Origin of the sequence: Vibrio sp. TRT 21S02, assembly GCF_050113675.1 — a bacterium.
Lineage (GTDB): Bacteria > Pseudomonadota > Gammaproteobacteria > Enterobacterales > Vibrionaceae > Vibrio.
On the sequence record NZ_JBNJOI010000009.1, the window covers coordinates 87716 to 102527 of the forward strand.

Consider the following 14812-nt stretch of genomic DNA (forward strand, 5'->3'; position numbering starts at 1 on the left):
GGACTCCTTACGCTTTGCGAATGTTACATAGGGTGACTTTGGTTTCCTGCATTTGTGTCACAGGGTCATAACCATAAGTCGTTGCGATGTTGGCAGATTCACCAATCACGTATGGGTCCGTGCCTTCTGGGTATTTATCGCGTAACTCTTCACCTTGGAATTTGCCGCCAAAGTGGAAAGGAATAAATGCCAGACCTGGTTTCACGCGGCGAGTGACCATCGCTTTGACATGAATACGGCCTTTTTCAGCGCCTTCAACCCAAACCATATCACCATCTTTAAAACCAAGATCGTTGGCATCTTTCGGGTTCACTTCTACGAACATCTCTTGTTGTAGCTCAGCAAGCCATGGGTTTGAACGAGTTTCCTCACCACCACCTTCATATTCAACCAATCGACCGGATGTCAGGATAATTGGGTATTCACCTGACTTATCTTGATCCTGAATTGATTTGTACATGGTCGGTAGACGGTAAATAGATTCGCTATCGTCCCAAGTTGGGTAATCTGCAACGAGGTCACGACGCGGTGTGTATAGAGGTTCACGGTGCAGTGGAACGCGGTCTGGGAATGTCCAAACAACAGCACGCGCTTTCGCATTACCAAAAGGAATACAACCGTGCGCAATGGCAACACGCTGGATACCACCAGACACATCGGTCTTCCAGTTCTTACCTTCTGCGGCTTGTTTTTCTTCTGCTGTTAAGTCATCCCACCAACCAAGGTGTTTCAATAGTTTATCGCTGAATTCTGGGTAACCGTCTTCCAGTTCACACCCTTCTGAATAGCTGTCTTCAGCAAGAAGGTTCTTCCCTTCGTACTCCACACCGAAACGCGCACGGAAGTTACCGCCACCTTCAGCAACGGGTTTAGATGTGTCGTAAAGGATATGAGTACCAGGGTGTTTCATTTCTGGCGTGCCCCAACATGGCCACGGCAAACCATAGGTCTCACCATGAGCTGGGCCACCTTCGGCTTCAAGTGACGTCTTGTGGAAGGTATGCCAGTTTTGTTGGTGATCTTTCAAACGCTCTGGACTTTGGCCAGTGTAACCAATGGTCCACATACCTTTATTGAACTCACGTGTGATGTCTTCAATATGCGGCTGGTTATTTTCAACTTTCACGTTCTTGAACAGTTGGTCAGCGAAACCGAGTTTCTTGGTCAGAAGATACATGATCTCGTGATCTGGTTTCGACTCGAATAATGGTTGAACAACTTGATCACGCCATTGAATGGAACGGTTAGAAGCTGTCACACTGCCGTATGTTTCAAACTGAGTGGTTGCAGGAAGCAGATAAACGCCATCGGTACGGTCATTCATCACTGCAGCCACGGTAGGATATGGATCGACAATCACCATCATATCCAGCTTTTGCATCGCTTTTCTCATTTCTACGCCACGAGTCTGCGAGTTAACCGCATGACCCCAGTAGAACATAGCGCGAATATTGTCGTTTTGTTCGATGTTGTCTTTGTTTTCAAGCACACCATCGACCCAACGCGATACTGGAATACCCATGTTGTTCATTGGCAATTTGCCACGATATTTGTTTTGGTCGAATCGGTTTTTCACCCAGTCATAATCTAGATCCCAAACACCAGACCAATGTTTCCACGCCCCTTCAGAAAGACCGTAGTAGCCCGGAAGTGTGTGAGACAAGACACCAAGGTCCGTTGCACCTTGTACATTATCGTGACCACGGAAGATGTTCGCACCGCCGCCTGATTTACCCATGTTGCCAAGCGCAAGTTCAAGAACACAGTACGCACGTGTGTTGTTGTTACCCGTTGTATGTTGAGTACCACCCATACACCAAACAACGCAGCCCGGACGGTTCTCAGAAAGCAGTTTTGCCGTTTGATAAACGTCAGCTTCACTTACGCCAGTAACACGTTCGACTTCTGCTGGTGTCCATTTAGCTACTTCAGCGCGAATTTCATCCATACCGAATACACGTTGGCGGATGAACTCCTTATCTTCCCAGTTATTTTTAAATACGTGCCATAGGATGCCCCAGATGAAAGCGACATCAGAGCCAGGACGCAGAGAAACATAATGATCTGATTTAGCTGCGGTACGAGTACGGCGTGGATCTGCAACAACGATTTTACAGCTGTTTTTCTCTTTAGCGATCAAGATATGCTGCATAGCAACTGGGTGTGCTTCTGCTGGGTTAGAACCGATGAATAAGATCGATTTACAGTTATGCATATCATTGAATGAGTTTGTCATCGCACCATAGCCCCAAGTGTTTGCAACACCGGCTACCGTGGTTGAGTGACAAATACGAGCTTGGTGGTCAACGTTATTTGTTCCCCATAACGATGCCATTTTACGGAACATGTAGGCTTGTTCGTTGTTGTGCTTTGCACTACCCAACCAGTAAACAGAATCTGGCCCAGATTCCTTACGAATATCTAGGACTTTGTTTCCGATCTCTTCAATGGCTTGATCCCAGCTCAGTTTCTTCCACTTACCGTTTTCAAGCTTCATTGGATATTTTAGACGGCGTTCACCATGACCATGTTCACGTAATGCCGCGCCTTTGGCACAGTGGCCACCAGCATTAAATGGGTGATCAAATGCAGGCTCTTGACCAGTCCAAACCCCGTTTTGGACCTCAGCATAGATTCCACAACCTACTGAACAGTGAGAGCAGATCGTTCTTTTTACTTCTGTCTTAGCCTGAGGATCAACAGATTTAGCTTCTGCCTTTTTGATCATTCCCGGCGTAAACAAGCATGCCCCAGCAACGGCACCACCAGCAGCAAGCGAGCTGTTCTTCATAAATGCGCGACGCGAGACTCCTAACTGGTTCTGCTCTTTGCTCACCGTATCGGAGCGTTTCATTAGTTTCATGGTTCGCTCCTTATAGAGTGTCGTAGTAATCGCGAATGTGTTGAGTTTCGCGGTAACCTGTCTTCTTTACGTCTTTTTCAACAGAAACAGTTTCTGAAGCGGATGCCACTTTTGTTGTTCCAGCGACAACGGCACCAGCAACTGCGGCCGTAGCTAAGCCTTTCAGGACATCCCTGCGGCTGTTGTTTATATCTTTATTATCTTTCATCGTTGCTTCCTTACCTTTTAAGGTAGTGTTTGGAGGCTAAAGCCTCTCTTATCGACGTGTTCGCTATTCCGATTGCTCGTATTCGGTTACGTTTTTCACATCAATTTTCAAAGTTGATTTACTGCTTTTCGTATTTTCGCTAAAACGGACTTGCTCTTGAGCCATAAATGCCGTCAGAAGCTCAGCTACCGCTTTATAAAACACTGCATTTTCTGCTTGTTGGATTTGGTTACTTAATGATCCAAACCAAGGGGCAATGTGTTTGTTGAAGAAGCTTTGTTGATGTGATGCATCTTCGGTGCTTAACAGCGCCATCACTTCACATAAAGCCGAGATGTGATCTTCCGGCTCTTTGACATTCTCTTCACGTTCAAAACCAAGCATAGATAGGTCGGTACGAAGTTCTGCCAATGGCTTTTCCATTAATGAACCCGTGCGATGCCATGATGCAAAAGGTACAACCTCCCCACGGCCAACACCGATAAACAGTGCATGAAACTCATCGTCGAGCGCTTCTCCATCTGTCGAATCCGCCGCATGTTTCACCTTTTGCCACGTCAGTTGCATCTCACTCGCTGACGATTCAACTTCAATATTGGCTAGAAAACTCAACAATTCTGTTGATGGAACCTGACGGAATAACGACGACAGCATTAAATAGATTTGGGCGCGTAAGGTTTGATCTTGTTGTGTATCCACGCGTAGCTCCTAGTATTTCAACTGTTGAAGTGGGTTTTCGGCCATCGATTCAAACATGTCGACAACTCGGCAGTCTTCACACATCGCAATACGATTGATGGCGGCTTGATCAGTAAAATGAGAGTGACCGCGTAACTTGTTTTGGAGCATATCTATCATCGATTGCGGTGCAAATGGTTTATGACAGCGAATGCATTCTGCTGCTTTTTCTTCATGGATAGTGATTGCCGATTGACGAGTTGCGCTGTCCCAATTCATGCGAGGTGTCAGAGAAAGTGCTTGTTCTGGACAAGCCTTTTCACACAATCCACATTGAACGCAGTCCTGTTCAATAAACTTAAGTGACGGCGTCACTCCATCGGTGTGAAGCGCGCGTGTTGGGCATACAGCAACACAGCTCATGCATAACGTACAATCTTTACTGCTGCAGTTAATGCTTCCAAAAGGGGCATTTACTGGCATTGAAACGATGTTATCGATAGGGATTCGAGATTTGGCTAATGCATCTAGCGCCGTGAACAGACGTTGACGTTTTGTGCCTTGCAACTCACCTAAAGCGAGATCGAACGACTCTGTGCACAAGGTCGGAGGGCCTTCTCTTAAGGACTCCAAGTAAAGTACATCAATGCACTCTTTAGTGATGCCCAATTGTGACAATAGCTCTTGAGCGGTTGCCACTTCATTATTCAATATTCTTTGAATCGTCTCAGGCATGTAACGGCTGGCTGCAAAAAGCACTTGCGTAGCACCATTAACTAAAGCCGCAAACCAAGTGTCTGGCCCAACAGATGGTAGCTCTTCAACCACAACCGGAATGACGTTGTCTGGTAGTGCTTTCAGTGCCATAACATTGTAGGTTTCATGGCGAGCACTACAGATCAGAACAATAGGATCCTGACCTCCCGCTTTTTCATAATTCGCGAGTGTGCGCTCAATGAACTTTTGCGTTTCTTGTGGGTTGGGCAAAGCGTAATGTATTGCTTCTGTTGGACACGTAGTCGCACAGGTCCCCACCCCTTGGCATAAATACGGATTTATCTCGATTCGATGACCGGTTTTGTCACTACCTTCACTTGAAAGTGCACCAGCGGGACAGGCATCAACACAGCGTTCACAACCTTTAACTCCACGAGAACTGTGCGCACAGAGTTCGGTGTTCAAACGAAAGAACTTTGGTTTATCAAAGGTTCCCATTAGGGTTGGAATTTCTTCAAGTGCTTCAGCAAGCTTTGGATAACCTCGCCCAACTGGGTAGTAGCCCGGGACAGGAACTTCTTCGGTCATACAACTGCTGAGACAAAGATCGAGCACCACATCAAAACAGTCATGGTTGATGGCTACTTTTGCAAGATTAGTCGTCACGCCTTGGTTTTCAGTCAAAACTTCGAAGGTACCGAGAAAACCAGAAACCTGAACACGACTCGCGAAATAAAGCTCTTTATGTTGGCCTTTCTCACCATCAGTAGACAGTAAAGTGATGCTGTTCATTTGCTCAAGTTGCTGGGCTGCGCTTTCGATAATTGCAGTTGGACCAATAATGAGTGTATTTCCACCACTTTCGTAACTTACCGTCGGCGGGATCAAATTAGTCAGTTCAACCGTATTTTCAAACGCATATAACCGCGCTTTACCGTTACTAGACTCTGATTGTTGTAGTAATTGTTTTAGCATTGCTCTGTTCCATGTCGAACTCGAACGATAGAATTGGCTTTTACATAGCAAATGCCGTGCCTGATTTTTTTGATTATTAAATCAATAAGTTAAGATTAATTTGTCTAGTTCTGATACAGAAAAAAGCCGTATGCGACATTTTGTCGCATACGGCTTGTTGATGATTCGGTCAAAATGTACCTATTCTTTGTGTGGTATATTTTGTCCCACATTAATTTCTGATTCTGCTGTATCAGGAAGATGATTCTCTTCACTGCAGTCGTCCGGCTGAGCTTTCAGTTCAGGCGATTTGTCTTCCTCATTTACTTGAGGCTCCCGCTCAGACTGATCGTTTACCCATTCTCTGAGTTTTTCGGCGACATCACTTGATAGACTCTTGACGGCTTTATAGTCATGATCGTAGTCATTAAGCGCATCCACTTCGGAAAATTCACCACTTAAAAACAGTTTACGTAAAGCTGCCTTCTTTACGGCCGTTTCTGCTCCAGCTGCTAATAAAGAACTTACGCTGACGACATCGTCTTCTGACTCTTGCTTAGCATCGGTTATGTCGGCATGCGCCTCTGCAACCGGTTCAACAACGGGCTCTTGTGAAGGCTCAATTTGCTCTTCTTCCGCTTGACCCGTTTGCTGAAGTTTTCTTTGAGACCAACGGCTTAAAAAATTAGTTGCCACTCGAACGCCCCGCCCCGCGACGTTTCTTACGTCGCTGTTCTAATAACTCCCCATGACGCCCGATAAACGCCTCCATCCAAGCCTGTATTGGTAATGGCATGTCATTAGATAATACGAGATAGTCTCCATCCATATATTGACCAGCAACGCTTTGCGAAGCGGTTAATGACACAATTTTAGGCACACTGTCTGTATCCATGTTATCTAGGATCAGGAATAGTTTGGGCTGTTGGGAACTTAAATTAAAGCGATAATCCGTACGCTCATCTTTATGAAGTTCAAGCGACGTAACAGATTCTGATACCATTTCTGGTTTGAGGTTAAACCCTTTTAGTTGCCACTGACTGGTTAACCAAATGCCGGTAGAAATTTCGTGCTCGACTAATTCACACTCAATATCCCAAACCGTTTCGTTCTTTTCTAATTGTTTTGTTATTGGCGCTTCACTTGACATAACTCACCTAACTCTTCATTTGTTGCTGACGTTTATAAGCAATTACTGTACCTTCTTGTGAAAAGTCTCAGTAAGCCATACCTTCCTCAGAATCTAAACCACAGCAAAAGTTCAATCGAATTTAAGTAGAGTGTTTAATTCAAGATACTGTGCGAATCAGGAATGGTAATTGCTTTGATCATGTTTCACCTCTAAGAAAATAATAAATAGGATTCCCCGTGGCGAAACCAAAAATTCTCAAAACCAGTGAAAATCCACTTCAAACCATTGAAGTGGAAGTCTTCGATGAATACGGAGAAAAGCTGACTAAACAAATCGCTTGCGAGCGCCCTCTTACAGTCATGCTTAATTGGAAGGAAGTGGTAACGCTAATGACGTTGGGGTCGCGACCAGAATCGTTGGTTTTAGGTTACTTAAAAAACCAGAGCTTTCTATCGGATCCCGAAGCTCTAGAATCTGTCATCATCGACTGGGAAACGCACACTGCCGCTGTTATAACTCAAGAAAATACGGAGCACCTAGAAGGTGCGCTGAAAAAGAAAACGGTAACTTCTGGCTGTGGTCAGGGCACCATGTACGGAAATGTGATGAAGCAACTCGAGAACTATCAGGTGCCTCAAGTCCCGCTCAAACAGTCAGAAATCTATGCCGCATTAGAAGCTCTGACCCATTATAACGATACGTACAAGAAAGCTGGAGCAGTTCATGGTTGCGCCGTGTGCCAAGGTGACCAAGTACTTTCATTTGTTGAAGATGTTGGTCGTCACAACGCTGTAGATACGTTAGCGGGAGAAATGTGGCTAAACGGTGAATCTGGTGAAGATAAGATCTTCTATACTACGGGTCGTTTAACGTCAGAAATGGTGATTAAAGTGGCTCAGATGGGAATTCCAGTGCTACTTTCTCGTTCTGGTGTAACTCAAATGGGATTAGATTTAGCTCAAAAATTTGGCATAACGACGATCGCTCGTGCAAAAGGTCTGCGTTTTCAGATCTTTACCGGAGCAGATAAAGTTGAATTTGATGTTAAAGGGCATTTAAAAGAAGAATAATCTCTCTGTATAACTTGAAAAGCCCCTCTCTAGTGCTATTAGTTTTATAACTGCTGTAATAAAAATGTAACAAAGTACTAAAAAGCAGTCATTACAACGTTCATTGCTAGGGAGGTGTTTAATGACACCATCACCAAAAGAGTCTCGGCTATCATTTGCGCTAACTATTCGCGCGAAACTAACGCTAATCACATTAATGCTGTTGGTAGGAATCGGATGCTATGCCGCATTTCAACAGGTTAGCTTTAACACACTCAATCGTCTCGATATCGCCGCAACAGAAAACCTGTTGAGTGAAGTCGATCTCCTTACACTGCGGCGCCATGAAAAAGACTTCTTAGCACGCAAAGACGCCAAATATGTTGAGCGGTTTGATAAAACCTCAGAGCAACTTCTGGTTCGAGTGTCACAGCTCAATACACTAGTAAGTGAATTTGATCCATCTATTGGGCAGCAAGTCGATCAAGTCATCCAAACCGTGAAAGATTATCAAATCCAATTTCATCAATTGGTCAGTTCTGTTAATCAAATTGGTCAGAGCGGCCAGTCGGGTTTAACACAAGATCTCGAGCTGACACGTGAGTCATTAAGAGAACAAGTCTCTTACCTCAATGATAGTGATTTAACCAAAGCCCTCTTCTCTCTTTACACATATGACAACCTCTATCTTGCTACCCCAAGTGAGAGCGCCTTTCTTGACGTACAAAATGCACTGAGAACCTTGCTGTTAATCTCTGAATCCTATCCACTCGTTGATTCTGCAGTACAAAATTATCAGCAGGCGATTACGAAACTGGCTGACGCCAAAACAACCTTTGGTTTAACACCACAACAAGGGCTGCGTGGTGCGCTTCGCAATAATGTTCATCAAACTGAAGAAATCATCCATGTCTTACAGCAAGACATAGAAGCATTGATTAATTCCAAAACAACCAGTGTGAAGCAACAGCTCTATGCGTTTGGAGCGTGCGTCGCACTCCTAGTATCACTGCTGTTGATCTTAATTGGGCGAAATATTGCTAACCGCATCGGCGCAATCAATGTGCTGATGGACAAAATTGCCAGAGGTGAAGGAGATCTAACGGTACGGATGAATGCTAAAGGCAACGATGAACTGGTACAGCTCTCTAATTCGTTTGATCTCTTCATTAGTTCGCTACACGGCAATATTAAAGATCTGGCGAAGGTGATGAACGTACTCAGTGAAAACTCATGCAGTTCTGAAAAAGCAGCCATGCAAAGCATGAAGAATGCAGAACAGCAAAAAATGGAATCGGAATCTGTAGCAACAGCTGTGAACGAATTGGTCATGACCAGTAACGAGATCACCGCCAATATTGAGCATGCTGCGGAAAACGCGAAACGGGTAAAACTAGAAGCTGAACGTGGACGTACATTAACTCATGAAGCAGGGCAAAGTATTCAAACACTAACGAGCAATATTGAAAGTTCACAAGAGCTTGTCTCTGAATTAGAAACATGCAGTCGTGATATTCATTCAGTGATCACCTCCATCCAAGGCATTGCTGAACAGACCAACCTACTGGCATTGAACGCGGCGATTGAGGCAGCTCGAGCTGGCGATAATGGTCGAGGTTTTGCGGTTGTTGCTGACGAAGTACGTCAGTTGTCTTTGATGACGAATACATCAACTCATGAAATTGAAACCACTATTAACGGCCTTACGACAGGTGTTCAAAAAACGGTGTCACTGATGCAAAGTAGTCTTGAGCAGGCTCATCACTCTAACGAGCAAACAGAGAATGTGGTTGGAGCGATAGATAAGATTGTTGATCAAATATCTGAAATGTTTGATATGAATGCGCAAATAGCAACCGCGTCTGAAGAACAATCAATGGTGTCTGCAGAAATAGACAGAAATATTACTCAGATAGCGGAGTTAGCGGGCGATACGCATCAAATCGTAACTGGTTCGGTGAGGTGTAGTGAACAAGTATCTGACGTGAGCCACAAGCTTGAAGCAATTGTGGCTCAGTTTAAATATTAAAAGATCGGGCTGATTAACCTTCTATACCACGTGAACGTAGGAACTCTGAGTATGTGCCCTTGAAATCATGGATTTTACCGTCTTTGATTTCGAGGATACGTGTAGCAAGCGAATCTACAAATACACGATCGTGTGATACGAAGAACAACGTACCTTTGTATTGCTCAAGTGCCGTGTTTAAAGATTCGATCGACTCCATGTCCATGTGGTTAGTTGGTTCATCCATTAGCAGCATGTTTGGCTTGTGCATCATTAGCTTACCAAGCAGCATACGACCTTGTTCACCACCAGACAGAACTTTCACGGATTTCTTAATATCGTCTTGACCAAACAGCATACGACCTAAGAAGCTGCGAACCACTTGCTCGTCATCACCTTCTTGACGCCATTGCCCCATCCAATCTGTTAGATTCATATCTTCTTCAAATTCATGAGCGTGGTCTTGCGCGTAGTAACCGATGTTTGCGTTCTCAGACCATTTGAATTCACCGGTACGTGGTTCTAGTACACCAGCAAGTGTGTTTAGTAGGGTTGTCTTACCCACCCCGTTCTCACCGATGATGGCGACGCGCTCACCAACTTCAAAAATTGCATTGAAGTTTGCAAACAGGTCTTCTTCAAAACCTTGACTTAGGTTTTCTACAGTTAGAGCGTTACGGAATAGCTCTTTAGACTGTTCAAAACGAATGAATGGGTTTTGGCGACTAGACGCTTTAACTTCGTCGAGTTTGATTTTGTCGATTTGCTTAGCACGAGATGTTGCTTGTTTTGCTTTCGAGGCGTTTGCAGAGAAACGCGCAACGAACGTTTGAAGTTCCGCGATCTGTGCTTTCTTCTTCGCGTTGTCATTCAGTAGACGCTCACGAGCTTGAGAAGCCGCTGTCATGTATTCGTCGTAGTTACCTGGGTAAACACGCAGCTCACCGTAGTCCAAGTCAGCCATGTGGGTACATACTGAGTTCAGGAAGTGACGGTCGTGCGAAATGATGATCATTGTGCAGTTACGTGCGTTTAGCGTGTCTTCCAACCAACGAATAGTATCCATATCCAAGTTGTTGGTCGGTTCGTCAAGAAGCATAACGTCTGGGTCTGCGAATAGAACCTGCGCTAGAAGCACACGAAGTTTCCAACCCGGTGCAACCTCACTCATCAAGCCGAAGTGTTGCTCCATTGGAATACCCACAGCAAGAAGAAGCTCACCCGCTTTCGCTTCTGCCATGTAACCGTCCATTTCCGCGAACTGTACTTCTAGGTCAGCTACCTTCATGCCGTCTTCTTCGCTCATTTCAGCAAGTGAATAGATACGGTCACGCTCTTGCTTCACTTCCCATAGCTCTTTATGACCCATGATAACGGTATCGATGACAGTGAATTCTTCGTACGCAAACTGGTCCTGATTTAGCTTAGCAACACGCTCGTTTGGATCGTAGCTTACGTTACCGCTTGTTTGTTCAAGTTCACCGCTCAGGATTTTCATAAAGGTTGATTTACCACAACCGTTAGCCCCGATTAAGCCATAGCGGTTACCTTCGCCAAACTTAACTGAGATGTTTTCAAATAGCGGCTTAGCGCCAAATTGTTGAGTAATATTCGCTGTGGAAATCAAAACCTTTACCTTAGCAATTCAAGTTTATTAGGAAAAACCGCGCAACGTTACTGGCTATGCACGTTAACTGCAAGTGTTGTTTTTATTTATTCGCATCTTCCGCCTTGTTCAAGTGGAAGATTTCGCAATTTAGCAACGTGAGTTAACCATACCTTTCTTGAATATTGTTATTGATAAGCAATACAATTTAATCATGACACTTCACTGACACTTGGATCAAAACTGAGATTAAAGTGTTTCGTCCTTAAAATGGTCATGCTGAACTCGATTTCAGATTCAAACCGACTAAACTAACTCTAACCTACTAAGTTAAAAGAGAATTTTATGCGTTTTGCATTGCGCTTATTGTTATTGACTGGTGTTTTATTGTCTGGCTTTGCTCAGGCAGAATGGAAGTATGAATTCACACCAACACCACAAGTCGATGCAGTGGCAGAAGAAATTGCCTCCGAAATAAATAAGATCCCAGAGCCACTGTTTATGACAGAGCGGGATCACCGAAAAATTCGACAGCTACTGACTGCGGTGATCAATGAGCAGAAAAAGCAGACGACGGTATTTAAGGCACACTTAGAGAAATACCGTGAATCAAATGTAGAGAATGACTGGTTCGAAACAGAGAGCAGCTACCTAACGCTAAATAGTTTGGGGCAGAGCAAACAGCATTTGCTTGAACTTGCCGAGCAACCCGTTAGAGATAAACTGACTGGTTTTGGTCCTTATGGGGTTACACAGTTTAAGCAAGAATGGAATCAAACCAAACTCAATGCTCAATACCTATTGCACTTTCAACTGCGTAGCTTCCGTGCACTAATTAACGACATCTTGATCTCGCCGATTCCTGTGGTTTGGGCTGCTCTTAAAGTGTTGTTTATCTACTTTGGCTTAGCTTGGTGGCTTGCAAACAGTAAACGCCTCATCGAAGTATTTCGCCAAACACAGTTGGAAAGTAAAACAAACCCACCTTTATGGGTTCGTTTAGTTTGGTATTTCAGCCGAGCACATCGCGCCATCGCATTCTTAATTGCAATTACGTTGTCGCTACGCGTGTTATCAAACATCCCTAGCTTGCAGCATCTTATTTACTTGGAGATCTTTACTTGGTGGGTATTGGGTGGCTCGATTGCAATCAGCTTCCTTCTTGAGTTTGCGCACCGAAACAGTAGAACCTCTTCAGAGGAAGTGATTGCGCTTCGCCTTGCGACCATTCGTCGATATGTATGGAGTGCTATCGTCGCAGGTGTGATTTTGCAAATATCAATGCGCACGCTTGGTAAGACAACCATTTATTACTGGATTTACAATGCGTTGTACTTCTGGTTTGTTTTGGTCACGCTATCTGTGCTTAAGCTATGGCGTAAGAAAGTCTTTGATACCGCGATGAAGATCACCGATCGTCCAGTTTGGGTTAATTGGGCAATTGCCAAAAAAGACACTTTCCTCCTGAATCTACCAGCGACAGCACTAGCAATAGTTTGGCTCACAGTTCACAGTTTTAAGCACCAAATCGTTGCCCTACTGTCGAATTACGCGCTCTTTAGTCAAGCATTAGCGTACTTATTCCGAATTGAGGTTGCGAAACAAACCAGCATCAATAATGGACAAAATCACTTAGTGCGTGTTCGTGGTGACGACGCATTTCAGTACGTGTTACCGGGAACTAAGGAAAGCACGCTTGTTGATTATGCAAGCGATGAAATACAGCAATTGTCTAAGTATTTGATGACAGACAGCCCAGCAATTTGTGTGGTTTCAGGTGAGCGAGGTGTGGGAACAACAACCCTACTGCACACACTACTTAGTAAGGTGCGAAACGCAAAACCTCTCTACCTTAATTGTCAACATAGCGGTTATAGCGAGCTGCTGGCTGAATTGGCATCTCAACTTGGCTTGAGCGAAGAATCGAGTGAGATTCAAATTCTGGCTCACCTAAGAAAAAGTGAGACCTCTTACCTAATGGCTGTCGACAATGCTCAGCGCTTAGTTAAACCGATGGTGGGCGGTTTGTCTGATTTGATTCGTTTGACCAATTTATTGCGTCGCTCTAAGAAAAACCATCGTGTGGTGATTGCAATCGAGAAAGCGAGTTGGCGTTTTATCGACCGTGCTCGTGGTGAAAGATTGCTATTCGATCTCGTGAGCTTTTTACCTCGTTGGAATGAAAAACTTATCCGTGAACTGCTTGATAGTCGTATTAACCAAAATGAAGAGCATAGAATTTCATTTGATGGTTTAGTGGTTCCAAAGCAGTGGGATCATGAAGACATCACCGAAGAAGAGCGCGCTAAACAAGGCTTCTACCGAATTCTTTGGCATTACTCTGATGGCAACCCAACCGTTGCACTGCGCTTTTTCCGCCTCTCGTTACGTCGAGATAAAGAAGAAGAGCAAGTTTATGTTCGCTTGTTCCATGCACCAGAGTCGCAAGAGCTTGAAAAAATGCCAAAACCGATGCTTGCGGTCTTGCGTTCAATCGTTCAACTCGAAATTGCGTCGCCAGAAGAACTGTCTGAATGCACACAGTTAAGTATTGCAGAAGTAATTGGTACCCTACGCTACTTCCAAAGCCGTGGTTACATTGAGTGGAGTGAAGATAAGGCACGAGTCAGTGATCACTGGTTCCGCCACATTACAAATGTTCTAGATCGTCAGCATTTATTGGTGAAGTAAAGATGAAAAAACTGATTATATTACTCTTGTCTGTGATGGTCGCTTCGCCGGCGTTGGCTTCTGAAGATGTGGCTAATGTCGAAAACATCACGCAGATCGCCAGTCTTATCCGTTGGAGTGGCGTTTTCTTCTCCGCCATCATCATTGCGGCAACGTGGTTGTTATTGAAGTTCATTAACTCACTGGTTGAAAGCTTTGGTAGCCAATTTGCACAGTATCGTATGTTGCTGCAAAAGCTACAGTCTTTCCTGCAGTTCTTTATCTATATGACCGCCGGTATGCTGGTCTTTATGATGAGTTTTCGGGTCAACGACCAAATCCTAACCCTAATAGGTGGTACCCTTGCGGTCTCTGTTGGTTTTGCTCTGAAAGACCTTGCGGCATCGTTTATCGCAGGTATGACCGTTATGGTAGATCGTCCCTTTCAAGTAGGTGACCGCGTCACGTTTGAAGGTAATTATGGGGATATTATTGCCATTGGTTTGCGCTCTGTTCGCATGCGTACACTCACTGATGACATCATCACCATTCCAAACAACAAATTCCTTAATGAAGTTACCGTAAGCGGCAACTATGGTGCATTGGATATGCAGGTGGTGATTCCGTTTTATGTTGGGATGGATGAAGATATTACGCTTGCTCGTGATTTGATCCAAGAAGCTGCCTCTTCTAGCCGCTATATCCATTTACCGAAGCCTGTGACTGTTTTAGTAAAACAGACCATCACGGATAACTACCTTGCTATTCAATTAACCTGTAAGGCTTACGTGGTGGATACTGCGTACGAGAAGCTGTTTGAAACCGACATTACCCTTCGAGTAATGAAAGAGTTTAAAAAGCACGGTATTAACCCGCCTAAGATTGCGGTGCATGCTGGATAATCAAAAGGCCTCCAAAATGGAGGCC

General features: G+C 44.4%; 11 protein-coding genes. 4 read left to right on the plus strand and 7 right to left on the minus strand.

Features of this window, described 5'->3' with window-relative positions; genetic code table 11:
- Window positions 1-7 precede the first annotated feature (7 nt).
- The 6 genes from ACQEXU_RS13410 to ACQEXU_RS13435 all read right to left on the minus strand — a co-directional run bounded on the left by ACQEXU_RS13410 (window position 8) and on the right by ACQEXU_RS13435 (window position 6570).
- Window positions 8-2863 (minus strand): formate dehydrogenase subunit alpha, encoded by a 2856-nt coding sequence (locus ACQEXU_RS13410; RefSeq protein ID WP_427011196.1) that lies wholly within the window; start codon window positions 2861-2863, stop codon window positions 8-10.
- Window positions 2864-2873: 10 nt separating this feature from the next.
- Window positions 2874-3071 (minus strand): twin-arginine translocation signal domain-containing protein, encoded by a 198-nt coding sequence (locus tag ACQEXU_RS13415; protein ID WP_427011197.1) that lies wholly within the window; start codon window positions 3069-3071, stop codon window positions 2874-2876.
- Window positions 3072-3134: 63 nt separating this feature from the next.
- Window positions 3135-3770: a TorD/DmsD family molecular chaperone gene (locus ACQEXU_RS13420; RefSeq protein ID WP_427011198.1), complete on the minus strand. Its 636-nt coding sequence runs from the start codon at window positions 3768-3770 to the stop codon at window positions 3135-3137.
- Window positions 3771-3779: 9 nt separating this feature from the next.
- Window positions 3780-5441, minus strand: coding sequence for a 4Fe-4S dicluster domain-containing protein (locus tag ACQEXU_RS13425; protein ID WP_427011199.1), 1662 nt, complete (start codon window positions 5439-5441; stop codon window positions 3780-3782).
- Window positions 5442-5621: 180 nt separating this feature from the next.
- Window positions 5622-6116 carry a DUF3306 domain-containing protein gene (locus ACQEXU_RS13430; RefSeq protein WP_427011200.1) on the minus strand — a complete coding sequence of 165 codons (495 nt, stop codon included), beginning with the start codon at window positions 6114-6116 and terminating at the stop codon, window positions 5622-5624.
- Window positions 6106-6570: a DUF3305 domain-containing protein gene (locus tag ACQEXU_RS13435; protein WP_367989117.1), complete on the minus strand. Its 465-nt coding sequence runs from the start codon at window positions 6568-6570 to the stop codon at window positions 6106-6108. Before ACQEXU_RS13435 ends, ACQEXU_RS13430 begins: the two co-directional genes overlap by 11 nt.
- A 218-nt stretch (window positions 6571-6788) precedes the next feature.
- Between ACQEXU_RS13435 and fdhD the strand changes: the two genes are divergently transcribed.
- Window positions 6789-7622 carry a formate dehydrogenase accessory sulfurtransferase FdhD gene (gene fdhD, locus ACQEXU_RS13440; protein ID WP_367989116.1) on the plus strand — a complete coding sequence of 278 codons (834 nt, stop codon included), beginning with the start codon at window positions 6789-6791 and terminating at the stop codon, window positions 7620-7622.
- A 121-nt stretch (window positions 7623-7743) separates the two neighbouring features.
- Window positions 7744-9630, plus strand: coding sequence for a methyl-accepting chemotaxis protein (locus ACQEXU_RS13445; RefSeq protein WP_427011201.1), 1887 nt, complete (start codon window positions 7744-7746; stop codon window positions 9628-9630).
- Window positions 9631-9643: 13 nt separating this feature from the next.
- Here the strand turns inward: ACQEXU_RS13445 and ACQEXU_RS13450 are convergent, their stop codons facing one another.
- Window positions 9644-11236 (minus strand): ABC-F family ATPase, encoded by a 1593-nt coding sequence (locus ACQEXU_RS13450; RefSeq protein ID WP_367989114.1) that lies wholly within the window; start codon window positions 11234-11236, stop codon window positions 9644-9646.
- A gap of 324 nt (window positions 11237-11560) precedes the next feature.
- Here ACQEXU_RS13450 and ACQEXU_RS13455 point away from each other — a divergent pair, with 324 nt between their 5' ends.
- The gene (locus ACQEXU_RS13455) at window positions 11561-13906 is read left to right on the plus strand and encodes an AAA family ATPase (protein WP_427011202.1); all 2346 of its coding nucleotides are present in this window, start codon (window positions 11561-11563) and stop codon (window positions 13904-13906) included.
- A gap of 2 nt (window positions 13907-13908) precedes the next feature.
- Complete coding sequence (locus ACQEXU_RS13460; protein ID WP_427011203.1) at window positions 13909-14787, plus strand: mechanosensitive ion channel family protein; 879 nt, start codon at window positions 13909-13911, stop codon at window positions 14785-14787.
- Window positions 14788-14812 lie beyond the last annotated feature (25 nt).

Excerpts from the sequence above, each read along its gene's own strand:
- ACQEXU_RS13445 (WP_427011201.1), top strand. The coding sequence starts at position 7,744 with ATGACACCATCACCAAAAGAGTCTCGGCTATCATTTGCGCTAACTATT.
- ACQEXU_RS13435 (WP_367989117.1), bottom strand. The coding sequence starts at position 6,570 with ATGTCAAGTGAAGCGCCAATAACAAAACAATTAGAAAAGAACGAAACG.
- ACQEXU_RS13460 (WP_427011203.1), top strand. The coding sequence starts at position 13,909 with ATGAAAAAACTGATTATATTACTCTTGTCTGTGATGGTCGCTTCGCCG.
- ACQEXU_RS13410 (WP_427011196.1), bottom strand. The coding sequence starts at position 2,863 with ATGAAACTAATGAAACGCTCCGATACGGTGAGCAAAGAGCAGAACCAG.
- ACQEXU_RS13455 (WP_427011202.1), top strand. The coding sequence starts at position 11,561 with ATGCGTTTTGCATTGCGCTTATTGTTATTGACTGGTGTTTTATTGTCT.
- ACQEXU_RS13425 (WP_427011199.1), bottom strand. The coding sequence starts at position 5,441 with ATGCTAAAACAATTACTACAACAATCAGAGTCTAGTAACGGTAAAGCG.
- ACQEXU_RS13415 (WP_427011197.1), bottom strand. The coding sequence starts at position 3,071 with ATGAAAGATAATAAAGATATAAACAACAGCCGCAGGGATGTCCTGAAA.